Here is a 25,179-nt window from a genome sequence, read left to right as displayed (position 1 = left end):
ATTTAATTGGCGTCAATCACCATCTATTTGAGTTAAAGGGATACTAATTGGGTGAATTTTTATAACTTTTATATCGTGCTTTAGAGATTTCACGCGAGTTTTAGCTATAAAAAAGCCAGTAACGCCACCTAGAGCAGCAGCTAAAATCTGCCAGCCTTCGGAAGCTATAAACAATTGCGCCGCAACAAATGCAAAAACAAGACTCAAAAGGAGCGGTAGCATGTAAACCGCAAAAGCATGCTTAACAACATGACTATCATCTAGTGACAAAGTGACCTTTTGCCCTATTTCTACAGAGGATTCAAATTTATAAGGAAAGGTTTTTTTTGCAGTGCCAAATAATTTACTAAACACTTGTGAGCCGCAACGACCATTGCAGCCTTCACAAGCTTGTTTTTGCTGTGCTTCTAAATGAGCAATGTGGCCATCGAGGGCCACAACAGTGAGGGTTTGTTCAATCATAACAATCCTTACGGAATCGTCTATAGTGCGCGGGTAACTGACTCTGCAATCGCTTTTGCGGTCATACTCGGTACATTACCAACAACCGAAACATCAAAATTACCGCCATTATGCACATATACTGTCGTTGCACCAGAAGTGAGTGCTCCACTTAAACGCTTACCTGGTAATGGGCGCTGAATAAATACAGAAACCTCAACAAAACCATCAGAGAACAAGTAATAATCAGTTAACTCGTTATTTAAATCGAGCTTATGTCTGTCTGATTTTAGCAACTCAAAGCCATCTGGTAACCAGCTAATTTTCCAATTAGTGGCAGTACTATCTTCATTTATAAGTGCATCGTTTGGCAAAGGCGTTGGAAAGTTTCGATTGAGCACTTCAACTAGCATACCGGCTGGCTGCTCTGTCACACTAATATGTGTAAGCTGTAACTGCTCTAAGGCTTCACCTTCATGGTTAACGTACGCGGCTTTTAGCAACAACGACGATTCCATATCCAGCCAAATCCAATAATTATATTTATACTCGTCTTTAGATTCAATGCGAACAAGTTGCGCTGCGCGCCCTGCAATACGCCCTTTGCCGCCTAGTACAAAATCATAGTGCGCACTTAAGCGATCTATATCTTTAAATAGTACTTCAGGGATTGGACCTGCTATTGAATCTGTTTTTAGAGAATATGGTTCAGACTGAGGTTCAAAATAAGTAACTTGATTATCGATACGGACCATTTCAAGCCCAGCACCGTTAAGTAAACTTAAATGCTCAAGTTCGGTGTCACCTTGTAAAGCATGCACCCATCGGTAGGGTTCCATTGTTTTACCTTTGACAACCACAAACGAGGCGTCAAAATTACGGGTGTGAACGGCATTAGCCATTTTGAGTAATAAATCTTTGGCAGGATTTGTGTCGTTGGCAAATGCATTGAAGCTTACTACCAACGACAGAACAAAAGTGATTACTTTCATTTAATTAGTTTTTTTCCTCAGACGCTTTGGTATTAGTTTGCGCTGTTTCTAAAGAATTCGCAACTCGTGCTTGGCGTTGATGCTCAAGAACTAACGCACCAATACGCTGTTGCTGTAGTTCACGTAAACCTTGCTCAGCATTTTCAAGCGCAGGCTCAGACGAATAACTTACTGGCGAGGCCATACCTGCTAGCGGTGTGGTTTGCAGTAATGGAATTTCACTTTGCTGCTCATTGTTACTTTGAGGAAGCGTATTAACGCCCACAATAGCAAACATCGCTACACTTGCTGCAATAGCTAATTGGGCAACTGGTTTGCGCCAATTAAAAGCGACTACTTTATTATCTTGTACTGTTTCAGTGATTGCTTGAGGCTGTGTTTTTGACTGACTAAAGTCAGCATAAACAGGCTCGCTTTCTAGTGCTAATGCAACGCGATCGCTAATATCAATATGTATGTCGTTATTATTTTTTTGAGCACGCATCGCATCACCAATTAACGCATAACGGCCAAACGTAGTTACATCTTGCTCTGCAATTTTTGCATCAGTTAGATGTTGCTCGCCATCAAGTAATGCCGATAACGCTTCGTTATCTAACTTGTTAAGGTGTGCTTTTGTCATACTAAGACTCGCCTATTAATGGGTTTAATTTGTTATCTATTGCTTCACGGGCACGAAATATACGCGAACGCACAGTCCCGACTGGGCAATCCATTACCACTGCTATTTCTTCATAGCTCATCCCTTCTATTTCTCTAAGGGTGATTGCGGTTTTAAGATCTTCAGGCAAACTATCAATCGTATTAAAAATAACAGCGCGTACTTCTTCGCTTAAAAGTAGGTTTTCAGGAGATGCATTCGATCGCATTGAATCTGCACAATCATAAAACTCGGCATCTTCAGCGTCTATATCATTTGCTGGCGGCTTACGCCCCTGGGCTACTAAGTAATTTTTAGCACAATTAACGGCAATACGGTATAACCACGTGTAAAAGGCGCTGTCACCTCTAAAGTTAGGAAGTGCACGGTAAGCTTTAATAAAAGCTTCTTGTGCTACATCAGCAATATCGCCTTGGTTAGATACATAACGTGAGATCAAACCTGCAATTTTGTTTTGATACTTCTTTACTAATAGGTTGAAGGCGTTTTTATCTCCTTGCTGGACCCTTTTTACTAGCACTAAATCTAATTCCTGCTCGCTCATTCGAGCCGGTACTCCTATGTCTGATTTTTGCTTGTTATTCATATTGTCGTCATTGTTCACAAATACTCTGACCTCTTTATGAATAAAAAGTTCTGCTTAATATTATTTTTTTATAAAATAGATGATAATAACGGCGCTAAGCCTTTAAAATCACTACGTAGTAGTATGACAAATATGATACAACTACAGATATTAAAAACAAATATTGCTCTATATGAGCATTGTAACCGCAAAGTACCTCTGACATGAACCAAAATAAACATCACATTGCAGATGTCGCTATTATAGGTAGCGGCGCAGCAGGCTTATCACTTGCATTATCTCTAGCTAATTATTGTAACGTTACCGTGATCAGTAAAGGAGCGCTTACCGAAGGTTCTACTTTGTATGCCCAAGGCGGTATAGCTGCTGTATTTGATAAACAAAACGACAGCATAGAATCTCATGTTGAAGATACACTCGATGCAGGCGGCGGTTTATGCGATAGAGACGCTGTTCATTATACCGCCAGCAATGCTCACGATTGCCTACAGTGGTTAATCGACCAAGGCGTACCCTTTGATATGGAGTTTGATAGCAAAGGAAAAGAGCGTTTTCATTTAACACGTGAAGGTGGTCACAGCCATCGCCGTATATTGCATGCAGCCGATGCAACAGGCAAAGCGGTGCAAACAACACTTATCAGCCAAGTTAAAATTCATAAAAATATAACGCTTTTAGAGCAATACAACGCCATAGATTTAATCACAGATAAAAGCGCCGGAAAAACAGGCTCACACATTGAAGGCATGTATGTGTGGAACAAAAAAGCTAAAAAGGTAGAAACCATTTCAGCTAAATTTGTTGCTCTTGCAACCGGTGGTGCAAGTAAAGTGTATTTATATACATCTAATCCAGACGTATCAAGTGGTGATGGTATTGCAATGGCTTGGCGTGCAGGTTGTAAAGTTGCCAACATGGAATTTAATCAATTTCATCCAACAAGTCTTTATCATCCAGAGCTACAAAACTTTTTAATTACCGAAGCCATGCGCGGTGAAGGGGCTTATTTAAAGCGCCCTGATGGAACTCGGTTTATGAAAGACTTTGATAGCCGTGAAGAGCTTGCTCCACGCGATATAGTGGCACGCGCAATCGATTTTGAAATGAAGCGCTTAGGCGCCAATTGTGTTTATTTAGATATTAGCCACAAAGATAAAGACTTTATTATTGAGCACTTTCCTACTATTTACGCAAAATGCTTAAGTGTAGGCCTCGATATAACGAAAGAAGCAATCCCAGTTGTGCCTGCTGCGCATTACACCTGTGGTGGTGTAATGACTGACTTTAACGGCAAAACAGATCTCGATAACTTATATGCTGTAGGTGAAGTTGCTTACACAGGCTTACATGGTGCAAACCGTATGGCAAGTAATTCACTATTAGAGTGCATTGTATTTGCCCACGCTGCAGCTAAAGATATTTTAAGTAAAATTGAACATGCACCAGAGCCGATAGCGCTTCCTCATTGGGATGAGAGCCGTGTTAGTAACTCAGATGAAGAAATTGTTATTACCCATAACTGGCATGAACTACGTTTATTTATGTGGGATTATGTAGGTATTGTACGCTCTACTAAACGCTTAGAACGAGCACTGCATAGAGTTGAGTTGCTACAACAAGAAATACACGATTACTATGCAAACTTTAGAGTAAGTAATAACTTACTTGAGCTTCGTAATTTAGTGCAAGTATCAGAGCTAATTATTAGAAGTGCTATGGAGCGAAAAGAAAGCAGAGGCTTGCATTACACTATTGATTACCCTGAACAAAGTGAAAATCCAACGCCGACTATTTTGACTCCAAAACGCAATTAATTGCGCCGACAGTGGCACGTTTTAGACGCGCATAACTTTGCTCATTAACGCCATTGGCTGAAATTATAAGCCAATGGTGTTCGCTAAAGCCCTTTATATGCAGCCATATACTATTGCCATAAAAACGACTCTTTTGAGTTATTTCACCCTGCACTTTTAGCGTTTCGCCTTCAAACCTAAAAAGCTTAGGTTCTAAAATTATTACGCCCTGTGTAGGGTGTATCGCTAAAATTTTTCGCCAAACTATATAGGCAGCTATCGCATTTATAATCACACAAAATAGCATAGCTAACGCCGCGTCTAAAAACATACAAAGTAGTAAGCTAAGCACGCAAAAAAAGACCACAATCGGTTTGTGGTCAGCTTTATTATTTGTAACCGTAAACCTATACACGAACTCGGTCTAAGATCAGCGAAACCATACCGTTTAACTGCTCGTCTTTACATTCTTCATGACCCATAAACCATGCAAATAAGTCAGGGTCTTCTTGCGTTAGCAAACGCTGAAAGATAGCCTGTTGCTCTGCGCTCAAAGAGTCGTATGCTTCTTCTACAAACGGCATAAACAAAACATCTAGCTCTAACATGCCACGACGACAAGCCCAACGAATACGTGCTTTACTATGAATTTCAACCATTTTAAACCTCATACTTAATTGACTCGAGTTTAACAAACACAAGCCTATTTAGCAGCTATTAATCTCTCTTTAAATAATAAACCCGCACCAATAAGCGCTTGTCTGTACCATACGTAACAACTGCGTTATTATGTCACTTCATTTATATTGCAAAGAAGGTTTTTATGTCGAGCGTTTATGCATGTCCGTTATCTCATCAACTTATTAGCCTCTGCGGTGCTGATAAATTATCTTATTTGCACGGACAAATCACTCAAGATCTAAATAAATTAACCAGCAGTAATTATTTGTGGGCTGGCCATTGCAGCGCCAAAGGTAAACTTTGGGGTGTATTTAAATTATTTTCTTACCAAGATAGCTACTACCTTGCGGGTAGCCAAGCTGAAGTTGAAAAATCATTAGCTGAACTTAAAAAATACGCTGTATTTGCAAAAGTTGATATTACTGAATGCTCAAAGCGTTTAATTGGTTTAATTGGTGATGATTTATCGGATGTACTGGCACAACTTGATATTAGCTTTGAAGGCGATGCAAGCGCGTGTGATTTTACGAATGGTAAAGCGCTAAAATTAGCTGATAACCGTGTTTTAATAATGGTTGATAACCAATTTAGCATGCCTGATAACGTATCCACACTTGATAACGAAGCCCCTTGGCAACAAGCAGCGATGCTTGCCGGTGAGCCTCAGCTAAGTGCAGATGCAATTGGCGAGTACGTTCCTCAAATGGTAAACCTACATGCTATTGGCGGTATAAGTTTCAAAAAAGGGTGTTATACCGGTCAAGAAACAGTAGCCCGTATGAAGTACCTTGGTAAAAATAAACGTGCAATGTATATCGTTTCAGGGCAAAGCGAAGGGATTCTTTCAGAGCCTGATTTAGAAACCCAATTAGGCGAAAATTGGCGCCGTGCAGGTAAACTTATTGCACAAAGCTTTGATGAGCAAACAAATAAATTAACAGGCCTCGTTGTGTTGCCAAACGATACTGATGTAACTCAGGTACTTCGTGCAAAACACACACCTCAGGTGGAGCTAAGCATTCTGCCTCTACCCTACTCTCTTGAAGATGAATAAATAGGAATGACTATGATCGTTGCGGCAAACAAAGTGGTAAAAATGCATTATTCAGTAATGGATAATGATGGCAATAGCATTGATAACTCGTTCGGTGGTGAGCCACTACACTTTATCATTGGCACAGGCTATTTAATTTCAGGCCTAGAAAATGCTTTGCTGGGCAAGCAACCAGGCGACACGCTTAGCGTAAAGGTTGAACCTGAAGAAGGTTACGGCGAGCGCCACGAAAACCTAATGCAAGCAGTACCTAAATCAATGTTTGAAGGTATGGAAATTGAAGTTGGCATGCAATTTCGTGCATCAACAGATGATGGTGACCAATCAGTAATGATCATCGATATCCAAGATGAAGAAGTGATTGTAGATGGTAATAACCCACTTGCAGGTATAACACTTAACTTTGATGTAGAAATACTAGAAGTACGTGATGCTACAGAAGATGAATTAACTCACGGCCACGTACATGGCGAAGGTGGGTGTGGCCACGACCACTAATGCACTGCTAAACAGATAAAAAAAGCGCCTAAGGCGCTTTTTTATATCATATTGTTACGCTTTACCGTTTCAGCTTTTGGCTTACTAGGCAGCGCGATTGATACGTTTTTTTCTTTTAAAGCAGCTAGTAAACCTTTTTGATCGTTTGTACCAACTCTATACAAGGTGCCATCTTTGAGCGTTAACTGTATTGCACTAAAGCCAGATACTGTATACACCCAACCATCGTGAGTAATTCGCATACCAATACCGTGCCTGTATGAGTTTTGAACTGCTTTTGCTTCTACTACTTCGCTAAGCTCAATACTTTGCCCAGCAACACCTGGACCAAACGCCCAGCTAATATTTTTATCATCTACTTTTACTGTTAGGCCATGGAACAAAAAGCCCACCAGCACTAAAATCCCAGTAAATATTATTAAAGGTCCATCAGCGCCTAACAAGTTCCACGCAAGCGCCACAAAACCGCCAATCCACGCTAATACAAAAAAGATAAACACCGCATACTGTTTATGCTGATACATAATATTCTCTAAATTAAATAAATACTTAAAAGCTGTATACCAATGTAGCACTCAGCTCTGAGTCAAACTTGAGTTTATCATCTTCGGGTTTTGAATTATAACGATACATGTAGGTAAATTTGAGTGATACCGCGCCAATCACTTGGCTTATCAGTGCGGTTTCCGATTTTAAGCGAGAATTAAGACCTGAAAGCGACTGCTCTATACTCACATCTTGATTAAAACGAGTGCGCTTAGAAACCAAGCGTTCCCACTGCATTGCAACACGTACTAAATAACCGGTTTTATCAATTTCATCTTCGCTCACATCCGAATCTTCATCGGCGACTGAACGGTATAAACCAGGTCCTATATCAATATCTACTTTGTTTTTAGAGCCTTGATATACACGCGCACCATAGCCTGTCGCCACCGTGCTTTTAAAATCAAGTCCACTAAATTCATCTTCTTCGTAATCACCGTAAATAAAAAATGAGGAGTTTTTAACACCTACTTTATAGTTACCTTGCGCTGATACAAAAATACGATTAGCTGTAACATCAGTGCCACCGCTTTCATCGTTTTCATCACGCTTATAAAGAGAGTCTATTTTAAATTGGTTACGCCACTTTTCAAAATCTTGGTATAAATTACCTTTGAGCTTAAAACTGGTCGAATTGGTGTTACCTTTACTTAGAATAAAACCAAATTCAGTATCACCGTAAAGCATATCACCTTTGTGTAACTCATGAATTTCTTCATCAGAGAGCTTGCCATATTCATGAAAATCTTCAAATGGATCAACAGCCCAACTTGGGCAGCTAATTATTAAAAAAATTAAAAATAAATACTTACGCACAACACTCTCTCTGCACACAATTATAAAAATAAGCGGTATTGCTTATTCACTCTCTTTCCATAAAATATGACAAAACGGAGCATCTTTATCACGACTAATCAAAATTTTAGCAAACAAAACATCATCATTTTCAAATTCTAAACCAACTAGCACCTGAATAAAGTGCTCTGGCTCTATCTCAAGGGCAACAAAATCTTGCCACTGATCGTCTGGCTCGTCTTCTTCGATAAAGCCTAGGTCTTCTCTAAACTCATTAAAGTCTTCAACATCTTTATCACTCAAGTTATTTGGCGCTAGCTCTAAAAAAATATCATAAGCTTGGTGAGTAGCTTCTTCTACCGTATATAAACGTGGACCCGACATATGTGCTTAACCTTAAGCTTTTAAGTTGCGCTATATTATCAAATCTCTCCATCATTTTGATAAAAAAAAGCGTAAAACACTGACTTTTTTGTAACTGAGTCATGCTTTATTCAGCATACAACTCAAACAGTAAATAACAATTTAACTAACCCATTGAATATCAAGATTACTTTTTTAATTTAAGCTTAAAATAACAACGTAAAAAATTTTATTATCTCAAGTTCTAATTGTTTAGCTTCTTCTCATCTAAATCTAACCCTTTAAGACTACAGCTTTAGCAATAAATTCCATTTATTTAAAAAATACCGTCACTTTACTTAATTCTTATAACAACATAAGCTCAACTAACAGGTCAGAGGAGTTTGTAATGATAAAACTAGAAAAACAAAATGGCATTGCAACCGTCACGCTTAGCAGAGCAAAAAAACAAAACGCATTAAGCTTTGAAATGTTTGTAGAGCTAAACAAAGCCATTAAAAACATAAAAAGAGACCGCAGTATTCGTGCTGTAGTAATAAAAGGCGATGGCGAGCATTTTTGTGCAGGGCTTGATATATCAGCCGTAATGGCGGCACCATTGAATATTATAAAATTATTGCTTAAATGGTTACCTGGCAATCAAAACTTAGCGCAAAAAGTAGTATTAGGCTGGCAGTCACTGAGCGTGCCTGTTATTGCACAAATTGATGGCAACTGTTTAGGGGGTGGTTTACAAATAGCGCTGGGTGCCGATTACAGGATTGTTCATATTGATGCCAAGCTTGCCATTATGGAAGCGCGTTGGGGCTTGTGCCCCGATATGGGCGCCAATGTAATGATGAGCGGTTTAGTTAAGCGTGACCAAGCACTTTGGCTTGCAAGCCACGCAAACCCAATCACAGCACAACAAGCAAATGAGCTAGGTTTAGTTACTCAGCTTACCGATGATACTCAACAAGCCACGCAAAACATGCTCAATACATTACTTGAGCGCTCACCCGATACGCTTGCTGCTATTAAACGTGTTACACAACTTAGCTACAAACCAAACCAACGAAAAATACTCGCTAAAGAAACCTTCAGCCAAATTCGCTTATTGCTAAACCCAAACACTAAAAAAGCAATTGCTAAAGCAAAAGGAAAAGCGGATATAACCTACGTAAATACAAAGCATTGGTAGACTATTGCACAATGCATAAAAGAGTTTGATTTGTTAAAGTTAAGCTCTTATCTTTTCTGTGAGCCACTTTGATGAAATATCTGCTCAGTAGCGCTATTATTTTACTATGTTTAGCCAGCGCTAAACTCATTATGCACTTTATTGGTGGAAGCTTTCCTGCACCGTTACTCGCTATGGTTATTTTATTAGTTTTACTCTTATCGGGTATTGTAAAAGAGCAACATGTAAAACCATGCGCCTCCCCTATTTTAAATATTATGCCTATCTTTTTCATTCCAGCGGGTGTGGGATTTATTGAACATCTCGGCCTTATAAAATCGCACTGGGCATTTTTAGCCTCAGTTGTGGTGCTTGTTCCTATAACTACCTTATTGCTTGTTAGCAGTGTAATTGCGTACTTTAAGGGAAAAGAAAATAATGACTAATCTTACTTTTTCCGCTATTTCAGAGCTACAACCTAATTTATGGTGGCTAAGTATTCCTTTTATTATTGTATTATTTTTAGCGCTAAGGGCCGTAAACCAAAGTATAAAAAGCAGCGTATTTAAATCGCTCACCAACCCCGTATTTTTAAGTATTAGTATTATTGCTTTATTACTCGTTAATCTAAATTTGCCTTATACGCAATTTGCCACGCACAGCAAATTACTAAGCTGGTTATTAGAGCCCGCAATTGTGGCTCTAGCGCTTCCTTTATATCAGCAGTTTACACACGTACGAAAAAATCTATTACTCATAGTCGCAACATGTAGCTTAGGCATTGTTAACGCAACCGTTGTGGCATTTTTGCTAAGCATATTATTTAACGCACCTGCACAGCTAAGTGCATCTGTTGCCGCACTCAGTGTGACGACCCCAATATCTTTAATTGTTACTGACTCGTTAGGAGGGATTAGCTCACTTGCTGCGGCTTTAGTTATTTTTATTGGTTTACTAGGCGCTTTATTTGGTTTTATGCTTTTTAAACTCATTAATATTTTTAATCACGAATCTCAAGGCGTTGCCATGGGCACAGCTTGCCATGCAATTGGGACCGCTGCTGCTATTGCTGAGCATCCAAAAGTAGGCGCTTACTCATCAGTTGCAATGGCACTAAGTGCTTTATTAACAGCGATTATAGTGCCGCTGTTATATCCATTTTTAGTCAACATTTTGCTATAGTTGGAAAAATACAACATAGCCCTAACTTAGAGCGCTTTATGATCAGTTCTGAAATCGAACAGTTTGAAAAATATTACACCATGCTTACTGAGTATATGGTTACCTACAGTATGCAAATTGTTGGCGCTATTTTTATCGTCCTCATTGGTTTGTGGATAGCACAAAAGCTTGCCAAATTTGTAGCCGCGTTAATGACCCGTCATAACGTTGATATTACGCTCACAAACTTTGTCAGTAGCGTGGTAAAAGTACTGCTCATTGTAATGGTTATAATTATTGCACTTGGCAAAATAGGTATTAGCGTTACGCCATTTGTAGCAGCCATTGGTGCTGCATCTTTAGGTGCTGGTTTAGCGCTGCAAGGAATGCTTTCTAATTATGGTGCAGGCCTTGCCATTATAGCCACGCGACCTTTTGTTGTTGGTGATACTATTGAAGTTAAAAATGTAAGCGGCCAAGTTAAAACAATTGAGCTTGGCTACACTATTTTAATCAATGAAGAAAAAGTAGAAATCACCATTCCAAATAAGCACATAGTGGGTGAAATACTTCATAACTCATTTAGTTACTCATTGGTCAAAGGTGAAATAGACATAGCCTATAGTGCTTGCTCTGATAACGCGATTAGCCTCATTGAAGACGTACTTAAAGCACATGAATTAGTCGCACAAAATCCGTTATCACAAGTGGGTATTGAACGCTTCGCCGATAGCGGTGTTACAATAAGCTACCGATATTGGGTGCCTACTACTAAAATTATCGAAACCAAACTGGCTATTAACGGTGGTGTTTATAAAGCAATTAATAACGCTGATATTGAAATTCCATTCCCTCAACGCGTCATTACAATTAACAAAGCCGACCTAGAAAGCTAATTTATTTTTATTTTGAGCTTGCATATCTGCAAGCTCATCCTTTCCTACCCCCTCTGCTCAGAATAAACTCAAATAGTTGTGTTATAGATTTATTTGCCATATAAATAGTGTTAATAAATATCAATACGCACTTAATTTTAATAATAAAAAAACAATAATGAGTAATGATGATGCGCAACCCCTTCTACCTAGGCGATTGGCAAGTAACACCTTCAACTAACTCAATTCAACTCACTGGTAAAGCCAAACAGTTAGAGCCCAAAGCGATGGAAGTTTTATTGCATTTGTGTCAACAAAATGGCGACATTGTAAGCAGCGATGAATTGCTCAATAAATGCTGGAAAAATACTGATATTGGCGATAATCCATTACATAAAACTATCACTCAGCTAAGAAAAGCGCTCGGTGATAAAGCCAATGAACCACATTATATTGAAACTATCCGTAAACGTGGCTACCGCATTATTGCAAAATTATCTTTTCCGTTAGCAGATCCTATCCCAAGCACTAAAAGTACATGGCAGGGAGGATCCCCTTTCTTAGGCCTACGTGCATATAACCCAAATGATACCCACGTTTTTTTTGGCCGTACCCAATCTATAGCTACCCTGCTGGAAAGGATATCTAGCCAGGTAAATTACGGTCGTGCTTTTTGCTTAATACTTGGCCCTAGTGGTACAGGTAAATCCTCGCTTGTTAATGCTGGAATTTTACCAAAACTACTAGATGAGCGAGGCTATAATGGCATCGGGGTTATTTCCTACACCCAGATCGACTTTGCAGATGTGCATAAAAATAGACTTTTTCTAGACTTAGCTTCTGCATTACTTGATTGGGATATAAACGCCCAGCCTGTGTTTGAAGGATTAAGCGCGCAAACACTTGCAGAGCAACTAGAATTGGCAATAGATGGCGTAATTAATGCCATACAAGCTGCACTTAGTAAAGCCTCTACACAACTTAAAACACCCCAGTTATTTTTATTTATTGACCGCTTAGAAGTACTGCTTTCTTCTCCTATATTTAGTAGCGAAACACGCAACCATTTCTTGTCGGTTATTGAGCGCTTAGCAATCTCTAAAGCTGTGATTGTATTTAGTGCGTGTCGTAACGACTTTTACCCTTTAGTTGTTGAACAACCAAGTTTAATGGCAGGCAAAGCTCATGGCGCGCACTACGATTTAACACCGCCAAACCGCCAAGAACTCCAACAAATTATTCGCCTGCCAGCGTTAACCGCTAATTTAACGTTCTCCAATGACCCACAAACTCAAACACCACTGGATGAAATATTGTGCGCCGATACCGCCAATAACCCCGATGCATTGCCCATGCTGCAATACACATTGCAAGAGCTGTACTTACAGCGCAGTGATAATAACGAGCTACTGCACAGTGTTTACAAAAAACTCGGGGGTATTGAGGGCGCCATAGGCAAAAAAGCAGAAGATATATTTATTGACCTTAGTAATGAGCAACAGCAGCAACTAAAAAGCGTATTATCACAATTGATCACTTTAAACCCAGATGGTAAAACCATTACGAGCCGCGCTGCCCGCTGGCAAACATTAACCAACACAAGTCAAAAAGAGCTTGTGCAAGCCATGGTCGATAGCCGTTTATTTGTATCGCATTTACAAAACCAAGAAGCCTGTTTTAGCCTTGCTCACGAGGCATTATTGCGTCAATGGCCGCGCGCAAAACAATGGATTAATGACCATAAAGATGCCTTAGCAATAAAAAGTCGTTTACAACATCAAGCACAAAATTGGGTAGATGAAGGTAAAAGTAGTGCTTACCTCCTAGCGCCAGGTAAACCGCTACAAGAAGCGCAGCTATTACTTAACGACAAACTGTTTAAATTAGATGATAACGAGCATGCTCTTATCAAAAGCTCTGTAAAAAAAACAAAAACAAAAATAAGAGCAAAACGAGTGACCGTTACTTTATTGTGCTTACTTACATTTACCGCGTTATTAATGAGCTTCACTAGTTTTAAAGCCCAACAACATGCGCAAAAAAAACAGCTTGAGGCTGAAAGCTTACTGGGGTTTATGGTCGGCGACTTTGCCGATAAATTACGTAGCGTTGAACGTATGGACTTACTTGATGGTATTAGTAATAAAGCACTTGAGTATTTTACTGATCAAACTGACGATTCAAGTTCACTTTTTAGCTTTAGCGATAATAAAGCACAATTTAACAACCGTTTTCAGTACGCACAAACCCTCGAAGCAATGGGTGAAGTAGCTTATTCGCGCGGCAAAACCGATGAAGCCTTTACCGCCTTTGAAAACGCCCGCACCCGCCTTGAGGCATTATTAAAAATACAGCCTAATAACTTAGAGCTACTAACGCTTGCAGGCGCCAATGCCTTTTGGCTAGGTCAATTAGCTTATGATCAAAATGATCATCAAGCTACTGAGCAAATGTTTAAAAAATACCACGCTTACAGTAAAAAAATGTATGCGCTGGCAGCCAATGATTTTAACTCCATTATGGAATTATCGTATTCATCTAATTCTTTAGGTTCTTTATACATAGAAAAATCCAACTACAGCGCTGCAAAAAAGAACTTTGCAGAGTCACTTTTACTTAAAAATAAAGCGCTTAAACTGAAACCCAATAACAAAGATTTACTTCGAGATAAATCCGATACGATTAGTTGGCTTGCAAAAACAGAAGAGAAGCTAAGTAACTTTAATGAAGCAGTTAATATATTGGAAGGTGCAGTTGGCGTAATCACAAAATTGATTGCTGACTACCCTAGTGATGCAAGCCTTTTTTACACGTCAGCAAACCTATATATGCAACAAAGTTATTTACTGAGCTATTTGAGTGATAAACGGATGGCCCATAAAAAAGCCAGCTTGGCTAATCAAGTTATCAATGAAGCTTTAGTACAAGATCCAAAAAACAATAAATTTCAGCTTATGTATTATCGCTCTTTAGCACATTCACTAATGCTATCTACTGATGAAGCTACTGACTCAACAATTGAAAAAATAATTAATTTTTTAAAATCTCAAAATTTTAAAAATACCAGCACTATTAAAACACAAATTACACTGATTCAATATTTTATAAATAGACAATCACCACTCAAAGCGCAGGAGTTATTAACTGAGCTTGAGAATAATGAAAACTACAAACATCAATTAGCCAGCCTAACTAAAACTGGTGATTACTTAGTATATACAAGAATAAACTTAATCAAAGCAAACTTAGCTACAACTAATAAACAGCGAGAGCAATTTTGCTTAAGTGCTATCAAAGCAATTTCTGAAGCTGCAAAAATAAGTCAGAGCGTAAAAATAACATACCCACTAGTACAAGCTTATACCTGTTTAAACAGAGAAGACGAGATATCAGAAATAAAAACAAGCCTAGTTAAATTAGGCATTACGAACTTCCAACTATAATTACTCATAAAGGAAATGATATGAATAACACCCTAGAAAATGTCGACTTTCAAGTAAATATTGAACTTAACAACGGTGAAGCTATTTTTAGCTATACAAAAAATGGCGAATCCGCTACTGGCGGTGGTGTTGTAAGAACTGAAACCGCTGGCAACTACAATTTAGACGACGCCACAATTCAAAATGGTTTCGTATTTACTGGCGCTACTATCACCGATATCGACACACAAAAACCATGCGCCCAAGACTTCAGCTATAAAGTAAGTGACAACGGCCACACAATTATCATTACCGATACAGATGAAAATAATGGCTCTGTATGCTTAATCTTTAACGTTGAGTGTAATGGCAATAAATATGAAAGCGCTGATCCTCAAGTTAAGAATGAAAAAGAACTCTAATTAGTAATGCTTATTTTTAAATTGCACAGGCATATTAATTGCGGTGTAATTTATTTAAAAATGCCCCTTAAATAAACTTAAATAACAACAACTTAAATCAGAAGGTTACCGAAAGGTTTAAAAACGATAAATTGAATAAACTGCTAGACATAAAGTTTCATTAACAATAAAAATGAGCAACACCATGTCTAACAATAATGAAAATAGCAAAGCAAACAACACCGACAGCGCTGTATCTGCATTAATCAGCAGCATTTCTAATACCGTTAACAATGAAAAAATAAGCGCAATTATTAATGTCACTAATGTCATGGCCGATGCTATTTTTATTGTTAATGCAGATGGGGTGTTTGAATCAGTAAATCCCGTAGCAGCACGTTTTTTCAATGTAACGTCTGATTCATTAATAGGTAAAAAATGGCAAGATTGTTTACAAGAACAGTATCGCGATGACTATAAATACATGTTTGAAAGTTGGAAAAACAACTATCAAACACCACTCAATCATGGTCCGAAAGAAGTTCAAATAAGAAAAAACAATGGTAACTGTTTAGATGTTGAGTTATCTATATCATGTTTACCCGAATCGGTAGTCGCAAGTACCCCACTTTTTATTTGTATAATGCATGATATTTCAAAGCACGTTAAAAAATACAAAGTACTGGAAAACGTAGCCAGACTTGATCATCTCACTGGTATTGCTAATCGCTGTACTTTAGAAAAAACCATCATTAAAAATTGGCAAGAGTGCATAGTTAACAAGCAGCCTCTTAGCTTTATACTTATTGATATTGATTACTTTAAATTATTTAACGATAACTTTGGCCATGTAAAAGGTGATAAGTGCCTTCAAAAAGTCGCTCGTACAATTGAAGAGTGCTTACCATCTAAAGACAGTTTAGTAGCACGCTATGGTGGTGAGGAGTTTGCTGTTGTGCTGCCTCGTTCGCATATTTCAAATGCACAAATGATTGCTAAGCGTATTCAAGAAAAAATACTCAACATTAATTTTAGAGATCTCGGTTTACCAGCGAATGTAAAAATAAGTGTAAGTCAGGGTTTAGCGTGTGAATACAATAATCAATACAGAACATCTGAGGCATTAATATGCGCGGCGGATACTGCCTTATACAGAGCGAAGTCGGAAGGTCGTAATAAATTATGTATAAGGTGATGTACTAACTATTTGGTATAGCATTTATCTACTAAAATAAAAAAACCGCAATTGCGGTTTTTTTATGACTTGAGAAAAGCTTAAATATCGATTAACAATCCTTCATCCTTTTTAATCTTTTCGATCACCATATAAGTATGATGAGTACCCACGCCGGGAATATCTACTAAGTCGCCAAGAACTTGTCTATATTCTTCCATATTAGAAACGCGAATTTTTAATAAGTAATCATAACCACCAGCAACCATGTCACATTCGACTACTTGTTCTATCCTTAATATGTGCTCTCTAAATACTTTAAATACAGCTGTATTTGAAGCAACAAGCGATACTTGAACATGCGCTACTAAGCTCTGATTAAGTTTAGCTTCGCTAAGCTTGGCATAATAGCCTTCAATATACCCTTCTTGCTCTAATCGTTTAACACGATCTAGGCACGGGCTGGCACTCAAATTAACCTGTTTTGCGAGGTTAACATTAGAAATTCTGCCGTTCTTTTGAAGAACGTCTAGTATGGCTAAATCAATGCGATCTAGCATGCGTAATCTATTTGGAATTGTCATAACAGAATTTTATGCGGATAAGTTAAATTTATACCCTGTAAATTATCGTAAATCGCGAAATTTAACCAGCATATTCTGCTGAATTTTAATTAGAATGCACTCACAATATCACTGGTAATTTATTGGTAATTAATTTTACTTTAATTCTTAACATCCTGAGGGTTGCTTATGTTATTCAACGGCGATTTAACTACTACTTGTCCTATCAGACAAAGAATCCGTGACTTCTACCGCATAGATGAAAATGCAGTTATTGATCATATTTTACCGCTTGCAGAAGTAGGCGTAAAAGCACGAAGTCGTGCCTGGGAAAGAGCCCGCCAGATTGTTTTGAACATTCGTAAAGAGCAAGATGGGCAAGGCGGTGTTGATGCGCTTTTAAATGAATTTTCACTCTCTAGTGAAGAAGGCGTTGTATTAATGTGTTTGGCCGAAGCACTGCTTCGCGTACCAGATAAAGCAACTCAAGATGTACTTATTCGTGACAAGTTAGCCAAAGGTGATTGGAGCTCTCATCTAGGAAGCAGCGATTCTTTATTTGTAAACGCATCTTCTTGGGGATTATTAGTTACCGGTAAAATGGTTAACTACACAGACAAAACTAAAGAACAACAGTTCGGCATGCTTAAAAAGACCATTGGTCGTTTAGGTGAGCCAGTTATTCGTAAGTCTGTAAACTTTGCTATGAAAATTATGGGCAAGCAATTCGTAATGGGTCGTACCATTGACGAAGCAATTGAACGTGCAGCCGAAACAGAGCAAAAAGGTTATGTGTATTCTTACGATATGCTAGGCGAAGGCGCGCGCACAATGAAAGATGCGAAGCGTTACTTTGACAGCTACATGAATGCTATACACTCAATTGGTAAAGCGGCTAATGGTCGTGGTCCAATTAAGAGCCCTGGTATTTCAGTTAAGCTTTCTGCTATTCATCCGCGCTATGAGTTCACTCATAAAGACCGTGTGATGGAAGAAATAGTCCCTAAGTTAAAAGAACTTGCTCTTGCCGCTAAAAAATACGATATCGGCTTTACCGTTGATGCAGAAGAAGCAGACCGTTTAGATATTTCATTAGATGTAATTGAAGCGGTATTCAGTGATGAAGATCTTGGTGATTGGCAAGGATTTGGCTTAGCAGTTCAAGCGTATCAAAAACGTGCTATTTTTGTAATTGAATGGCTTACTGACCTTGCAACCCGCGTTGGTCGCAAGATGATGGTACGTCTAGTTAAAGGCGCATACTGGGATACTGAAATCAAAACCACACAGCAAGATGGTTTAGATCACTACCCAGTATTTACCCGTAAAGCAACAACAGACGTTTCTTACAAAGCGTGTGCTATTAAAATGCTTGAAGCGCGCGATGTGCTTTATCCGCAATTTGCTACACATAACGCTTACACTGCCGCGACTATTTTAGAAGTAGCCAAAGGCGACAACACAGGTTTCGAATTTCAACGTTTGCACGGTATGGGTGAGTCATTATTCGACCAAATCGTTAACGAAGAAAAAATTCAATGCCGCGTGTATGCCCCAGTTGGTCAACATGAAGACCTCCTTGCGTACCTTGTTCGTCGTTTATTAGAAAATGGTGCTAACTCATCATTTGTAAACGCAATTGTTGATACAACAAAACCTGTTGAATCATTACTTCCAGACCCTGTAGAAACATTGCAAGGCTTGCGTAACAAGTACAATACGCAAATCAAAATGCCAATTGATTTATACGGTGAAGAACGTGCTAACTCTAAAGGCATGGATTTAACCGACATTAACGTTATTACCCCTTTCAAAGAGAATCTTGAAACATGGTTTAACGAGCACTTAATTGAGCAAAGCCAAGTACCTGAAGGCTCATTAGCTGTTAAAAACCCAGCAAATCACAAAGAAATCATCGGCCACGTTAAATTGCAAACTGGCGAAGAGATGAAAGTATTACTAGCTAACGCTGAAGCTGCACTTGAATCATGGTCACAAACACCAGTAAGAGAGCGAGCTAACTTACTGCGTCGAGTTGCTGACATATTAGAGCGTCATCACGACGAACTTGTTGCCATCTGTATTAAAGAAGCAGGTAAAGTAGCTCAAGATGGTATTGATGAAGTACGTGAAGCGGTTGATTTTTGCCGTTACTACGCGGCGCGCGCTGAGGAGCTATCGCAAGATGAGCGTTTTGAAGCCCGTGGCGTTATTTTATGTATTAGCCCGTGGAACTTCCCGCTTGCAATATTCTTAGGCCAAGTTGCCGCTGCGATTGTTACAGGTAACACTGTAATTGCAAAGCCTGCTGAGCAAACAAGTTTAATCGCCCTTCGTGCTATTGAACTAATGCTGTCTGTTGGTTTACCTGAGCATGTTGTTCAACCGGTTATTGCTCGTGGTTCTGAAGTAGGCAAAACAATTGTTCCTGATGAACGCATTCAAGCGGTTATGTTTACAGGCTCTACTGAAACAGGCACATTAATTTCTCAAACACTTGCTGCACGTAACGATATTCAAGTACCGTTAATTGCAGAAACAGGTGGCCAAAACTGTATGATTGTTGACTCAACGGCGCTTCCTGAGCAAGTAGTTGACGATGTGATCAGTTCTGGTTTTCAAAGTGCTGGGCAACGTTGTTCTGCTCTTCGTGTTTTATTCATTCAAGATGACGTAGCAGATGGCATTATCGAAATGCTTAAAGGTGCGCTAGCTGAGTTACACATTGGCGATCCATCGTTACTATCAACTGATGTTGGTCCTGTAATTGATGAAAAAGCACTTAAAAACTTAAATGAGCACGTTGAGTACTTAAAAGGTAATTCTATACTTCATTACGAGTGTAAAATTCCGGATAACACGCAAAATGGCGCATACTTTTTTGCTCCTCGTTTATACGAAATCAAAGACTTATCAGTACTTAAGCGTGAAGTATTTGGCCCATGTGTTCATATTGTTCGCTTTAAATCGAGCGAACTTGATGATGTGATGGATCAAATTAACAACACAGGTTATGGCTTAACAATGGGTGTACATTCACGTATTGAAGAGCGCTGTGAGTACCTTGCTAAAATGTCACGTGCGGGTAATGTTTACATTAACCGAAACATGATTGGTGCTATTGTTGGTGTGCAACCATTTGGTGGCCGTGGTTTATCAGGTACTGGCCCTAAAGCCGGTGGCCCTAACTACCTTCAACGTTTAGTAAAAGAAAAGGCATCACCAGATAACGTGCAAATGACAAACCTGACGCCAGATGAGCTTGATTTACACCACTACAGCGGTGCAAATGAGCAAGTTAAAAAGCTAATGGCTAACTCAATGCGCGATGAAAAAATCTGGCGTGCAACACCACTAAACGACCGTGTTTCGGCTGTGCGTCAGTTGCTTGCTAAAATCGCGACGGTAGAAATTATCGACGATTTAGCAGACGATTTAGCATTAACATTATCAGAAGCTCGTGCACAGCTTAACCGCCTTGAAAAGCACATGCGTAAATTTACTACCCTGCCAGGGCCAACGGGTGAGTCTAATACACTTCATCTAGAAGCGCGTGGTTGTGTAGTGTGTTATGCAGATAAGAGCACATCATTTAACTTCTGGGCATTGTCTATCATTACCGCTATTGCCGCAGGTAATACGGTAATTACTGTAGCGTCTGAGCTGTTTTACGATGAAGCTGTTGCCTTTAAAGATAAATTTATCTCTACAGGTGTTGCTGAAGGTGTTTTCCAAGTAGCTAAACCTAATCAGTTACAAGCTATCTTGGCTCACCCTCATTTAGCTGGCGCGGTAGTTGCTGCTCGCTCGTCTCGTTTAGGCTACTTTAGCCAACAGCTTGCACAGCGTAAAGGCGCAATTTTACCGGTAATTAGCTCTGAGTATTACGATACATTAATCAAGCGCTTAATTACTGAAAAAACAATTAGTATTGATACAACAGCATCAGGCGGTAATACCTCGCTAATGACGCTTGTTGAAGATGATGAATAATTAAGCTAATGCTTTTTTACTAAAAAATAAAATAAGGCACTGTAAAGTGCCTTTTTTATTTGGTCGTTACGTATAAGTTTGTTAGTTTAAAAGTAGATTAACAACTGAAGCCGTAAAATTGAAAACCATTCCTATTACTAAGTTAGTCCCAGGTATGTTTGTGCAAAGCGTTACCAAACAAACTGGCAGTATTAAAATTAAAAACCAAGGCTGGGTTAAAACTCAAGCTGGTATTAATAACCTGATAAAAGCAGGTATTTTAGAAGTAGAAATTGACCCAGATAAAACCCTCATTGATTCAGTCCCTGAAAAAGATCCTATCGCTACACCTACAACAAAAATAAAGCGTGATCCTTGGCAAAAAATAAACAGCGCTGAGCAAGAAATGGGAAAAGCAAAAAAGCTTTATGACGAAGCAAAAACACTGCAAATAAAAGCATTTAAAGATATAAAAGCTGGCCGTGATATAGATATAGGGCCGTTTAGAGAACTGGCAAGTGGCTTTATGGATTCTGTTTTTAGAAATCAAGATGCCCTAGCCTGCCTTACCCAAATGCGCCAAAAAGATGCCTACCTACTTGAGCACTCAATTAATGTATCAATATTAATGGGTATTTTTGCAAAACACTTAAATATAGAGAAAGACACTATTGTTGAGCTGACTACCGGCGCACTATTACACGACATTGGTAAAATAAAAATCCCTGATGAAGTGCTAAACAAACCTGGGCGCTTTACAGACGACGAATTTAAAATAATGAAAATGCATTCGCTTTTCAGTAAAGAGATATTAGAAGACTCTGGGTTAACAGGGATCGCGGTAGATATTGCAGGTATGCACCACGAAAGACTCGATGGTAAAGGCTACCCGTTTGGTAAAAAAGGTGACGAGATAAGTCAGTATGTGCGTATGGCGTCAATTGTAGATGTTTATGATGCACTTACCGCAGAACGTGTTTATAAAGCAGGCATGGAGCCAATAAAGGCGTTTAAAATATTAAAAGACGGGTGCCCTGATAGCTTTGATCCTGTGCTGCTTAATAAATTTATTCAATGTATTGGCATCCATCCGGTAGGAACGCTTGTAAGGTTATCGAGTCAAAGAGTGGGTTTGGTCACCGAGAGTAATCCGGGGGCACCACTAAAACCTGTCGTTAAAACATTTTACAGCGCTAAGCATAGCCGCTACACCGAAGTAAAAGATATTGATTTATCTAATAAAAAAACTGTAGACACTCTTGAGTCAGCGATTAAACCTAAAGAATATAACATTGATTTAGAACGCTTTTATAAAAATTCAATATTATCCTAAGCACTATTGAGAGCTCAATATTCTACCGAGCTCTCAACATGATAACTAAGCGCTTACTGCGGCCAGTCTTGCAAAGCTTTTAAGCTAAACTCATAACCATCAAAATCTAGCACACTTTGCTCAGGTGTAATTTCTGTGACTGTTAGAGCTCCTATGCTTTCTCCTTCGTGTAATTCTCGGCCATTTAGCTTGATCCAACGTTTATCAGCACTCGATGAATATATATGCGCTTGATATTTAATACTAGGTAACATTGATTGCAAACCATCAGGTAATAACTCAACAGGCTCAACACGTGATGACGTTTTTGACGCTTGAGTAACTTCATAATCTTGGTTTTTTTCGACATCTTGTATAGCTTGCGCAAATGCATTTTTAAGAGTTGTAGGCACAGCATCAAGCTCAGGGTCACTCGTCTGTTGAGATTGGGTGCTGCCATTAATTGGCTTACCCAATACTTTATATTTACTCATATCAAGTTGAGCCGATGCGGTATTTTGATTTTGCCCAAATACCGCAGTGTTTTGTGCATTATTTGGATTGTAATTACTTTGTGGGTTAAACGCTGGCTGATTATAATTTTGAACAGGCATTACTTGTTGCATGTTTTGCTGATTATAACCTGCTGCGCTCGTGACCTGGCTCGACGGCATAGGAATATACTGACCATTTGGGGTTAATAACATTTGCTGTACACCATTGGGGGTTTGCACATGCACAAGTTGCCCTTCAATCGTTGCAGTATTTGTTGGAGCTACTTTAGCAGGCTCCAACTTAGCTACTTGCTGTTTTTCAGCTTCAGCATCTTCCTCTTTAACGTCTTTGTTAGGCGATGATTTTTCGCTTTCCACCACCTTAATTACAGCGGGTTCCGCTGCGTTTAATAAAGTCGTACTTTGAAACCACTTTCCGGCGGTAAAGCCACCCGCTACCGCAATAAAAGCAGCTAAGCTTGTACCAAATACTAATGCTAATCGTCTATAACGCTTAAGTGCTTGCTGTTGCTTTAACTGCTCAGATTGTAAGTCGTACTGTTCAGCACTCATATCTGATTGCTGCGACTGCTTTAGCGCATCTAATAAATAAGACATAACTTACCTAACTATAAAATAAATGAAAGCCCAATGCCTACGGCAAATAAAGCAGCGAATGCAAGGCTATAGGGTACAAATGACGTTGCTTTGTTAGCTTCGTTAACCGGTGCGACAAAATCCATGGGTAATGACTCATGGGCTGATTTTTTTATTATATCGCTATCAACTATCAACTGCTGCTTTGCAAAAGTCCCAACTAAAGCACGCTCACAGACCAAGTTCATTAATCGTGGCACACCGCCAGTTAATTGATGAACAGCTTGCATGGCATCCATCGAAAAGATTCCTTTATCACACCCTGCAATATGTAACCGATGCTTTATGTAAGCGACTGTTTGGCCTTGCGTAAGTGGTAATAAATGGTAACGAGCCGTTATCCTCTGGGCAAGTTGCCTTAATTCGTTGCGCTTCAAAAGTTCTTGCAGCTCTGGTTGACCAACCAATACTATTTGTAATAATTTTTTATGATCGGTTTCTATATTTGTCAGCAAACGTAATTGCTCAAGCACGTTAGGGGCAAGTAATTGTGCTTCGTCAATAATAAGTATAGTGTGCCCGCCCGATTTATTATTAGTCTCTAAATGCTTTTTTATAATATCGGTAAGACTTTTAAGCGTCGCATTATGAACATCGTAACTAATGTTGAGCTCATCACAAATACTGGCTAATAACTCCAGCTCTGAAAGCGCTGGATTATGGATCATCGCTACTTGAGTGTTTTCAGGAAGCTGCTCTAACATACTGCGGGTAATTGTTGTTTTACCTGTACCTACTTCACCTGTTAATAATACAAAACCACCGTCTTCACCTAATCCATAGGTAAGGTGTGCTAAGGCTTCTTTATGTCGTTCACTTAAAAATAAGTAATGAGGGTTGGGCGAGATCGAAAAAGGTTTTTCGTTCAGGCCAAAATAGCTTAAATACACCGTGATGTTCCTTCGTAATTAAATCACGGCCTATAATGGCAAAAAAATGCGCTGAGTGACAACGTTGTAAGCGCTTTATTATTGAAATAACGTAAATTTATGTAAAACAAAAAAGTGCAGCTGTTTTAAGGCTGCACTTTTGTCTGTCTAATCTTAGTATGCATTTTACTCTTCGTAGCGCACTAACCGTAAATACACATTACTGGTTTTAGCATGTAAGCTATTCAACCCACTATCAAATTGATAAACCCACGCTGAGCTCATTGTGCTTACACCCGATGTATTTGACCAATAGTTTTGAAGCTTAGTGCCCAAAAATACGTCTTCATTAATACTCGGCTCTGTGCAACTGTGCTCTAAAATACTCGCCAATTCTTTAATGTTAGGCATTTGCCAATCATCGTAATCTGCGGTTGTATCATTTTTAGCACCGCGTAGTGCCTCTTGCCAAGTAAGAGAAGGTGTTGAACCTTCACAAAGTTGTGTCTCTGTATTATAAGTTTGCCCATAACTACAGCGTTGCCACATAAGGCCTGTTTCACTATCAGACACTGTGCCATCTGCATTTATGGTAAATCTATCTGTCGGTGTTGTGGTATCTGCACCGTCGTAGCACGTTTGCGCCGCTGCAATATTAAAGCTCAAACTTATAGTTGCTAGTGCATAGAGTAATTTAAATTTCATTATTT

The 25,179-nt window shown here is 39.0% G+C and carries 25 protein-coding genes; 12 read left to right on the top strand and 13 right to left on the bottom strand.

Annotated features, from left to right (window positions below; all coding sequences use genetic code 11):
• Positions 1-12 precede the first annotated feature (12 nt).
• The 4 genes from H5157_RS01625 to rpoE are packed head-to-tail and all read right to left on the bottom strand — an operon-like array spanning position 13 to position 2,638.
• Positions 13-462 (bottom strand): SoxR reducing system RseC family protein, encoded by a 450-nt coding sequence (locus tag H5157_RS01625; protein WP_024594973.1) that lies wholly within the window; start codon positions 460-462, stop codon positions 13-15.
• 20 nt (positions 463-482) lie between these two features.
• Positions 483-1,433: a MucB/RseB C-terminal domain-containing protein gene (locus H5157_RS01620; RefSeq protein WP_002958719.1), complete on the bottom strand. Its 951-nt coding sequence runs from the start codon at positions 1,431-1,433 to the stop codon at positions 483-485.
• A gap of 4 nt (positions 1,434-1,437) precedes the next feature.
• Positions 1,438-2,055, bottom strand: a complete 618-nt coding sequence (locus tag H5157_RS01615; RefSeq protein ID WP_002958720.1) for a sigma-E factor negative regulatory protein — start codon at positions 2,053-2,055, stop codon at positions 1,438-1,440.
• 1 nt (position 2,056) lies between these two features.
• Entirely contained in the window at positions 2,057-2,638 is a 582-nt protein-coding gene (rpoE, locus tag H5157_RS01610; protein ID WP_002958721.1) for an RNA polymerase sigma factor RpoE, read from the bottom strand.
• Positions 2,639-2,883: 245 nt separating this feature from the next.
• On the opposite strand from rpoE, the gene nadB reads away from it, so the two are divergent.
• Positions 2,884-4,494 carry an L-aspartate oxidase gene (nadB, locus tag H5157_RS01605; RefSeq protein ID WP_154903488.1) on the top strand — a complete coding sequence of 537 codons (1,611 nt, stop codon included), beginning with the start codon at positions 2,884-2,886 and terminating at the stop codon, positions 4,492-4,494.
• Here the strand turns inward: nadB and H5157_RS20845 are convergent.
• Positions 4,469-4,825, bottom strand: coding sequence for a hypothetical protein (locus H5157_RS20845; protein WP_310736816.1), 357 nt, complete (start codon positions 4,823-4,825; stop codon positions 4,469-4,471). The genes nadB and H5157_RS20845 overlap by 26 nt on opposite strands.
• Positions 4,826-4,880: 55 nt before the next feature.
• The gene (locus H5157_RS01600; protein WP_182723987.1) at positions 4,881-5,132 is read right to left on the bottom strand and encodes a succinate dehydrogenase assembly factor 2; all 252 of its coding nucleotides are present in this window, start codon (positions 5,130-5,132) and stop codon (positions 4,881-4,883) included.
• A 164-nt stretch (positions 5,133-5,296) separates the two neighbouring features.
• On the opposite strand from H5157_RS01600, the gene H5157_RS01595 reads away from it, so the two are divergent.
• Positions 5,297-6,208: a folate-binding protein YgfZ gene (locus H5157_RS01595; protein WP_002958725.1), complete on the top strand. Its 912-nt coding sequence runs from the start codon at positions 5,297-5,299 to the stop codon at positions 6,206-6,208.
• A gap of 12 nt (positions 6,209-6,220) precedes the next feature.
• Positions 6,221-6,706, top strand: a complete 486-nt coding sequence (locus H5157_RS01590; RefSeq protein ID WP_002958726.1) for a peptidylprolyl isomerase — start codon at positions 6,221-6,223, stop codon at positions 6,704-6,706.
• 41 nt (positions 6,707-6,747) lie between these two features.
• On the opposite strand, the gene H5157_RS01585 is transcribed toward H5157_RS01590, so the two are convergent.
• The 3 genes from H5157_RS01585 to H5157_RS01575 are packed head-to-tail and all read right to left on the bottom strand — an operon-like array spanning position 6,748 to position 8,431.
• The gene (locus H5157_RS01585; protein ID WP_165723566.1) at positions 6,748-7,230 is read right to left on the bottom strand and encodes a hypothetical protein; all 483 of its coding nucleotides are present in this window, start codon (positions 7,228-7,230) and stop codon (positions 6,748-6,750) included.
• Between the two features lie 25 nt (positions 7,231-7,255).
• Positions 7,256-8,068: a DUF481 domain-containing protein gene (locus tag H5157_RS01580; protein ID WP_024597159.1), complete on the bottom strand. Its 813-nt coding sequence runs from the start codon at positions 8,066-8,068 to the stop codon at positions 7,256-7,258.
• A 42-nt stretch (positions 8,069-8,110) separates the two neighbouring features.
• A complete protein-coding gene (locus H5157_RS01575; RefSeq protein WP_002958729.1) occupies positions 8,111-8,431 on the bottom strand; it encodes an HI1450 family dsDNA-mimic protein in 321 nt (106 codons plus the stop codon).
• A gap of 367 nt (positions 8,432-8,798) precedes the next feature.
• On the opposite strand from H5157_RS01575, the gene H5157_RS01570 reads away from it, so the two are divergent.
• The 7 genes from H5157_RS01570 (at position 8,799) to H5157_RS01540 (ending at position 16,623) form a co-directional block, all read left to right on the top strand.
• Positions 8,799-9,590: a crotonase/enoyl-CoA hydratase family protein gene (locus H5157_RS01570; protein ID WP_182723986.1), complete on the top strand. Its 792-nt coding sequence runs from the start codon at positions 8,799-8,801 to the stop codon at positions 9,588-9,590.
• Between the two features lie 71 nt (positions 9,591-9,661).
• Positions 9,662-10,015, top strand: a complete 354-nt coding sequence (locus H5157_RS01565; protein ID WP_182723985.1) for a CidA/LrgA family protein — start codon at positions 9,662-9,664, stop codon at positions 10,013-10,015.
• Positions 10,008-10,751: an LrgB family protein gene (locus tag H5157_RS01560; RefSeq protein ID WP_182696108.1), complete on the top strand. Its 744-nt coding sequence runs from the start codon at positions 10,008-10,010 to the stop codon at positions 10,749-10,751. Before H5157_RS01565 ends, H5157_RS01560 begins: the two co-directional genes overlap by 8 nt.
• Positions 10,752-10,789: 38 nt before the next feature.
• Positions 10,790-11,626 (top strand): mechanosensitive ion channel family protein, encoded by an 837-nt coding sequence (locus tag H5157_RS01555; protein ID WP_002958733.1) that lies wholly within the window; start codon positions 10,790-10,792, stop codon positions 11,624-11,626.
• 167 nt (positions 11,627-11,793) lie between these two features.
• Positions 11,794-15,048 (top strand): winged helix-turn-helix domain-containing protein, encoded by a 3,255-nt coding sequence (locus tag H5157_RS01550; RefSeq protein WP_182723984.1) that lies wholly within the window; start codon positions 11,794-11,796, stop codon positions 15,046-15,048.
• A 20-nt stretch (positions 15,049-15,068) separates the two neighbouring features.
• Positions 15,069-15,449: a DP-EP family protein gene (locus H5157_RS01545; RefSeq protein ID WP_182723983.1), complete on the top strand. Its 381-nt coding sequence runs from the start codon at positions 15,069-15,071 to the stop codon at positions 15,447-15,449.
• 184 nt (positions 15,450-15,633) lie between these two features.
• A complete protein-coding gene (locus tag H5157_RS01540) occupies positions 15,634-16,623 on the top strand; it encodes a sensor domain-containing diguanylate cyclase (protein ID WP_182694340.1) in 990 nt (329 codons plus the stop codon).
• 80 nt (positions 16,624-16,703) lie between these two features.
• On the opposite strand, the gene H5157_RS01535 is transcribed toward H5157_RS01540, so the two are convergent.
• Positions 16,704-17,186 (bottom strand): winged helix-turn-helix transcriptional regulator, encoded by a 483-nt coding sequence (locus H5157_RS01535; RefSeq protein ID WP_024596882.1) that lies wholly within the window; start codon positions 17,184-17,186, stop codon positions 16,704-16,706.
• A gap of 168 nt (positions 17,187-17,354) precedes the next feature.
• On the opposite strand from H5157_RS01535, the gene putA reads away from it, so the two are divergent.
• Positions 17,355-21,158, top strand: coding sequence for a bifunctional proline dehydrogenase/L-glutamate gamma-semialdehyde dehydrogenase PutA (putA, locus tag H5157_RS01530; RefSeq protein WP_024596881.1), 3,804 nt, complete (start codon positions 17,355-17,357; stop codon positions 21,156-21,158).
• Between the two features lie 118 nt (positions 21,159-21,276).
• The gene (locus H5157_RS01525) at positions 21,277-22,470 is read left to right on the top strand and encodes an HD-GYP domain-containing protein (protein ID WP_165723571.1); all 1,194 of its coding nucleotides are present in this window, start codon (positions 21,277-21,279) and stop codon (positions 22,468-22,470) included.
• 53 nt (positions 22,471-22,523) lie between these two features.
• Here the strand turns inward: H5157_RS01525 and H5157_RS01520 are convergent, their stop codons facing one another.
• From H5157_RS01520 to H5157_RS01510, 3 genes are all read right to left on the bottom strand, one after another.
• Complete coding sequence (locus H5157_RS01520) at positions 22,524-23,561, bottom strand: general secretion pathway protein GspB (RefSeq protein ID WP_165723572.1); 1,038 nt, start codon at positions 23,559-23,561, stop codon at positions 22,524-22,526.
• 11 nt (positions 23,562-23,572) lie between these two features.
• Positions 23,573-24,490, bottom strand: coding sequence for an ExeA family protein (locus H5157_RS01515; protein WP_024596878.1), 918 nt, complete (start codon positions 24,488-24,490; stop codon positions 23,573-23,575).
• Positions 24,491-24,655: 165 nt separating this feature from the next.
• Positions 24,656-25,174 carry a DUF1566 domain-containing protein gene (locus H5157_RS01510; RefSeq protein ID WP_024596877.1) on the bottom strand — a complete coding sequence of 173 codons (519 nt, stop codon included), beginning with the start codon at positions 25,172-25,174 and terminating at the stop codon, positions 24,656-24,658.
• Positions 25,175-25,179 lie beyond the last annotated feature (5 nt).

Origin of the sequence: Pseudoalteromonas sp. SG43-3 (assembly GCF_014164385.1) — a bacterium.
Classification (GTDB): Bacteria; Pseudomonadota; Gammaproteobacteria; order Enterobacterales; family Alteromonadaceae; genus Pseudoalteromonas; species Pseudoalteromonas distincta.
The sequence above is the reverse complement of the archived record's forward strand: the minus strand, read 5'-3'. Positions and strand labels throughout refer to the sequence as shown.

Bases quoted from the DNA above. Each gene is read 5' to 3' on its own strand.
- H5157_RS01625 (WP_024594973.1), bottom strand. From the start codon at position 462: ATGATTGAACAAACCCTCACTGTTGTGGCCCTCGATGGCCACATTGCT.
- H5157_RS01620 (WP_002958719.1), bottom strand. From the start codon at position 1,433: ATGAAAGTAATCACTTTTGTTCTGTCGTTGGTAGTAAGCTTCAATGCA.
- H5157_RS01615 (WP_002958720.1), bottom strand. From the start codon at position 2,055: ATGACAAAAGCACACCTTAACAAGTTAGATAACGAAGCGTTATCGGCA.
- rpoE (WP_002958721.1), bottom strand. From the start codon at position 2,638: ATGAGCGAGCAGGAATTAGATTTAGTGCTAGTAAAAAGGGTCCAGCAA.
- nadB (WP_154903488.1), top strand. From the start codon at position 2,884: ATGAACCAAAATAAACATCACATTGCAGATGTCGCTATTATAGGTAGC.
- H5157_RS01600 (WP_182723987.1), bottom strand. From the start codon at position 5,132: ATGGTTGAAATTCATAGTAAAGCACGTATTCGTTGGGCTTGTCGTCGT.
- H5157_RS01595 (WP_002958725.1), top strand. From the start codon at position 5,297: ATGTCGAGCGTTTATGCATGTCCGTTATCTCATCAACTTATTAGCCTC.
- H5157_RS01590 (WP_002958726.1), top strand. From the start codon at position 6,221: ATGATCGTTGCGGCAAACAAAGTGGTAAAAATGCATTATTCAGTAATG.
- H5157_RS01585 (WP_165723566.1), bottom strand. From the start codon at position 7,230: ATGTATCAGCATAAACAGTATGCGGTGTTTATCTTTTTTGTATTAGCG.
- H5157_RS01575 (WP_002958729.1), bottom strand. From the start codon at position 8,431: ATGTCGGGTCCACGTTTATATACGGTAGAAGAAGCTACTCACCAAGCT.
- H5157_RS01570 (WP_182723986.1), top strand. From the start codon at position 8,799: ATGATAAAACTAGAAAAACAAAATGGCATTGCAACCGTCACGCTTAGC.
- H5157_RS01565 (WP_182723985.1), top strand. From the start codon at position 9,662: ATGAAATATCTGCTCAGTAGCGCTATTATTTTACTATGTTTAGCCAGC.
- H5157_RS01560 (WP_182696108.1), top strand. From the start codon at position 10,008: ATGACTAATCTTACTTTTTCCGCTATTTCAGAGCTACAACCTAATTTA.
- H5157_RS01555 (WP_002958733.1), top strand. From the start codon at position 10,790: ATGATCAGTTCTGAAATCGAACAGTTTGAAAAATATTACACCATGCTT.
- H5157_RS01550 (WP_182723984.1), top strand. From the start codon at position 11,794: ATGATGCGCAACCCCTTCTACCTAGGCGATTGGCAAGTAACACCTTCA.
- H5157_RS01545 (WP_182723983.1), top strand. From the start codon at position 15,069: ATGAATAACACCCTAGAAAATGTCGACTTTCAAGTAAATATTGAACTT.
- H5157_RS01540 (WP_182694340.1), top strand. From the start codon at position 15,634: ATGTCTAACAATAATGAAAATAGCAAAGCAAACAACACCGACAGCGCT.
- H5157_RS01535 (WP_024596882.1), bottom strand. From the start codon at position 17,186: ATGACAATTCCAAATAGATTACGCATGCTAGATCGCATTGATTTAGCC.
- putA (WP_024596881.1), top strand. From the start codon at position 17,355: ATGTTATTCAACGGCGATTTAACTACTACTTGTCCTATCAGACAAAGA.
- H5157_RS01520 (WP_165723572.1), bottom strand. From the start codon at position 23,561: ATGTCTTATTTATTAGATGCGCTAAAGCAGTCGCAGCAATCAGATATG.
- H5157_RS01510 (WP_024596877.1), bottom strand. From the start codon at position 25,174: ATGAAATTTAAATTACTCTATGCACTAGCAACTATAAGTTTGAGCTTT.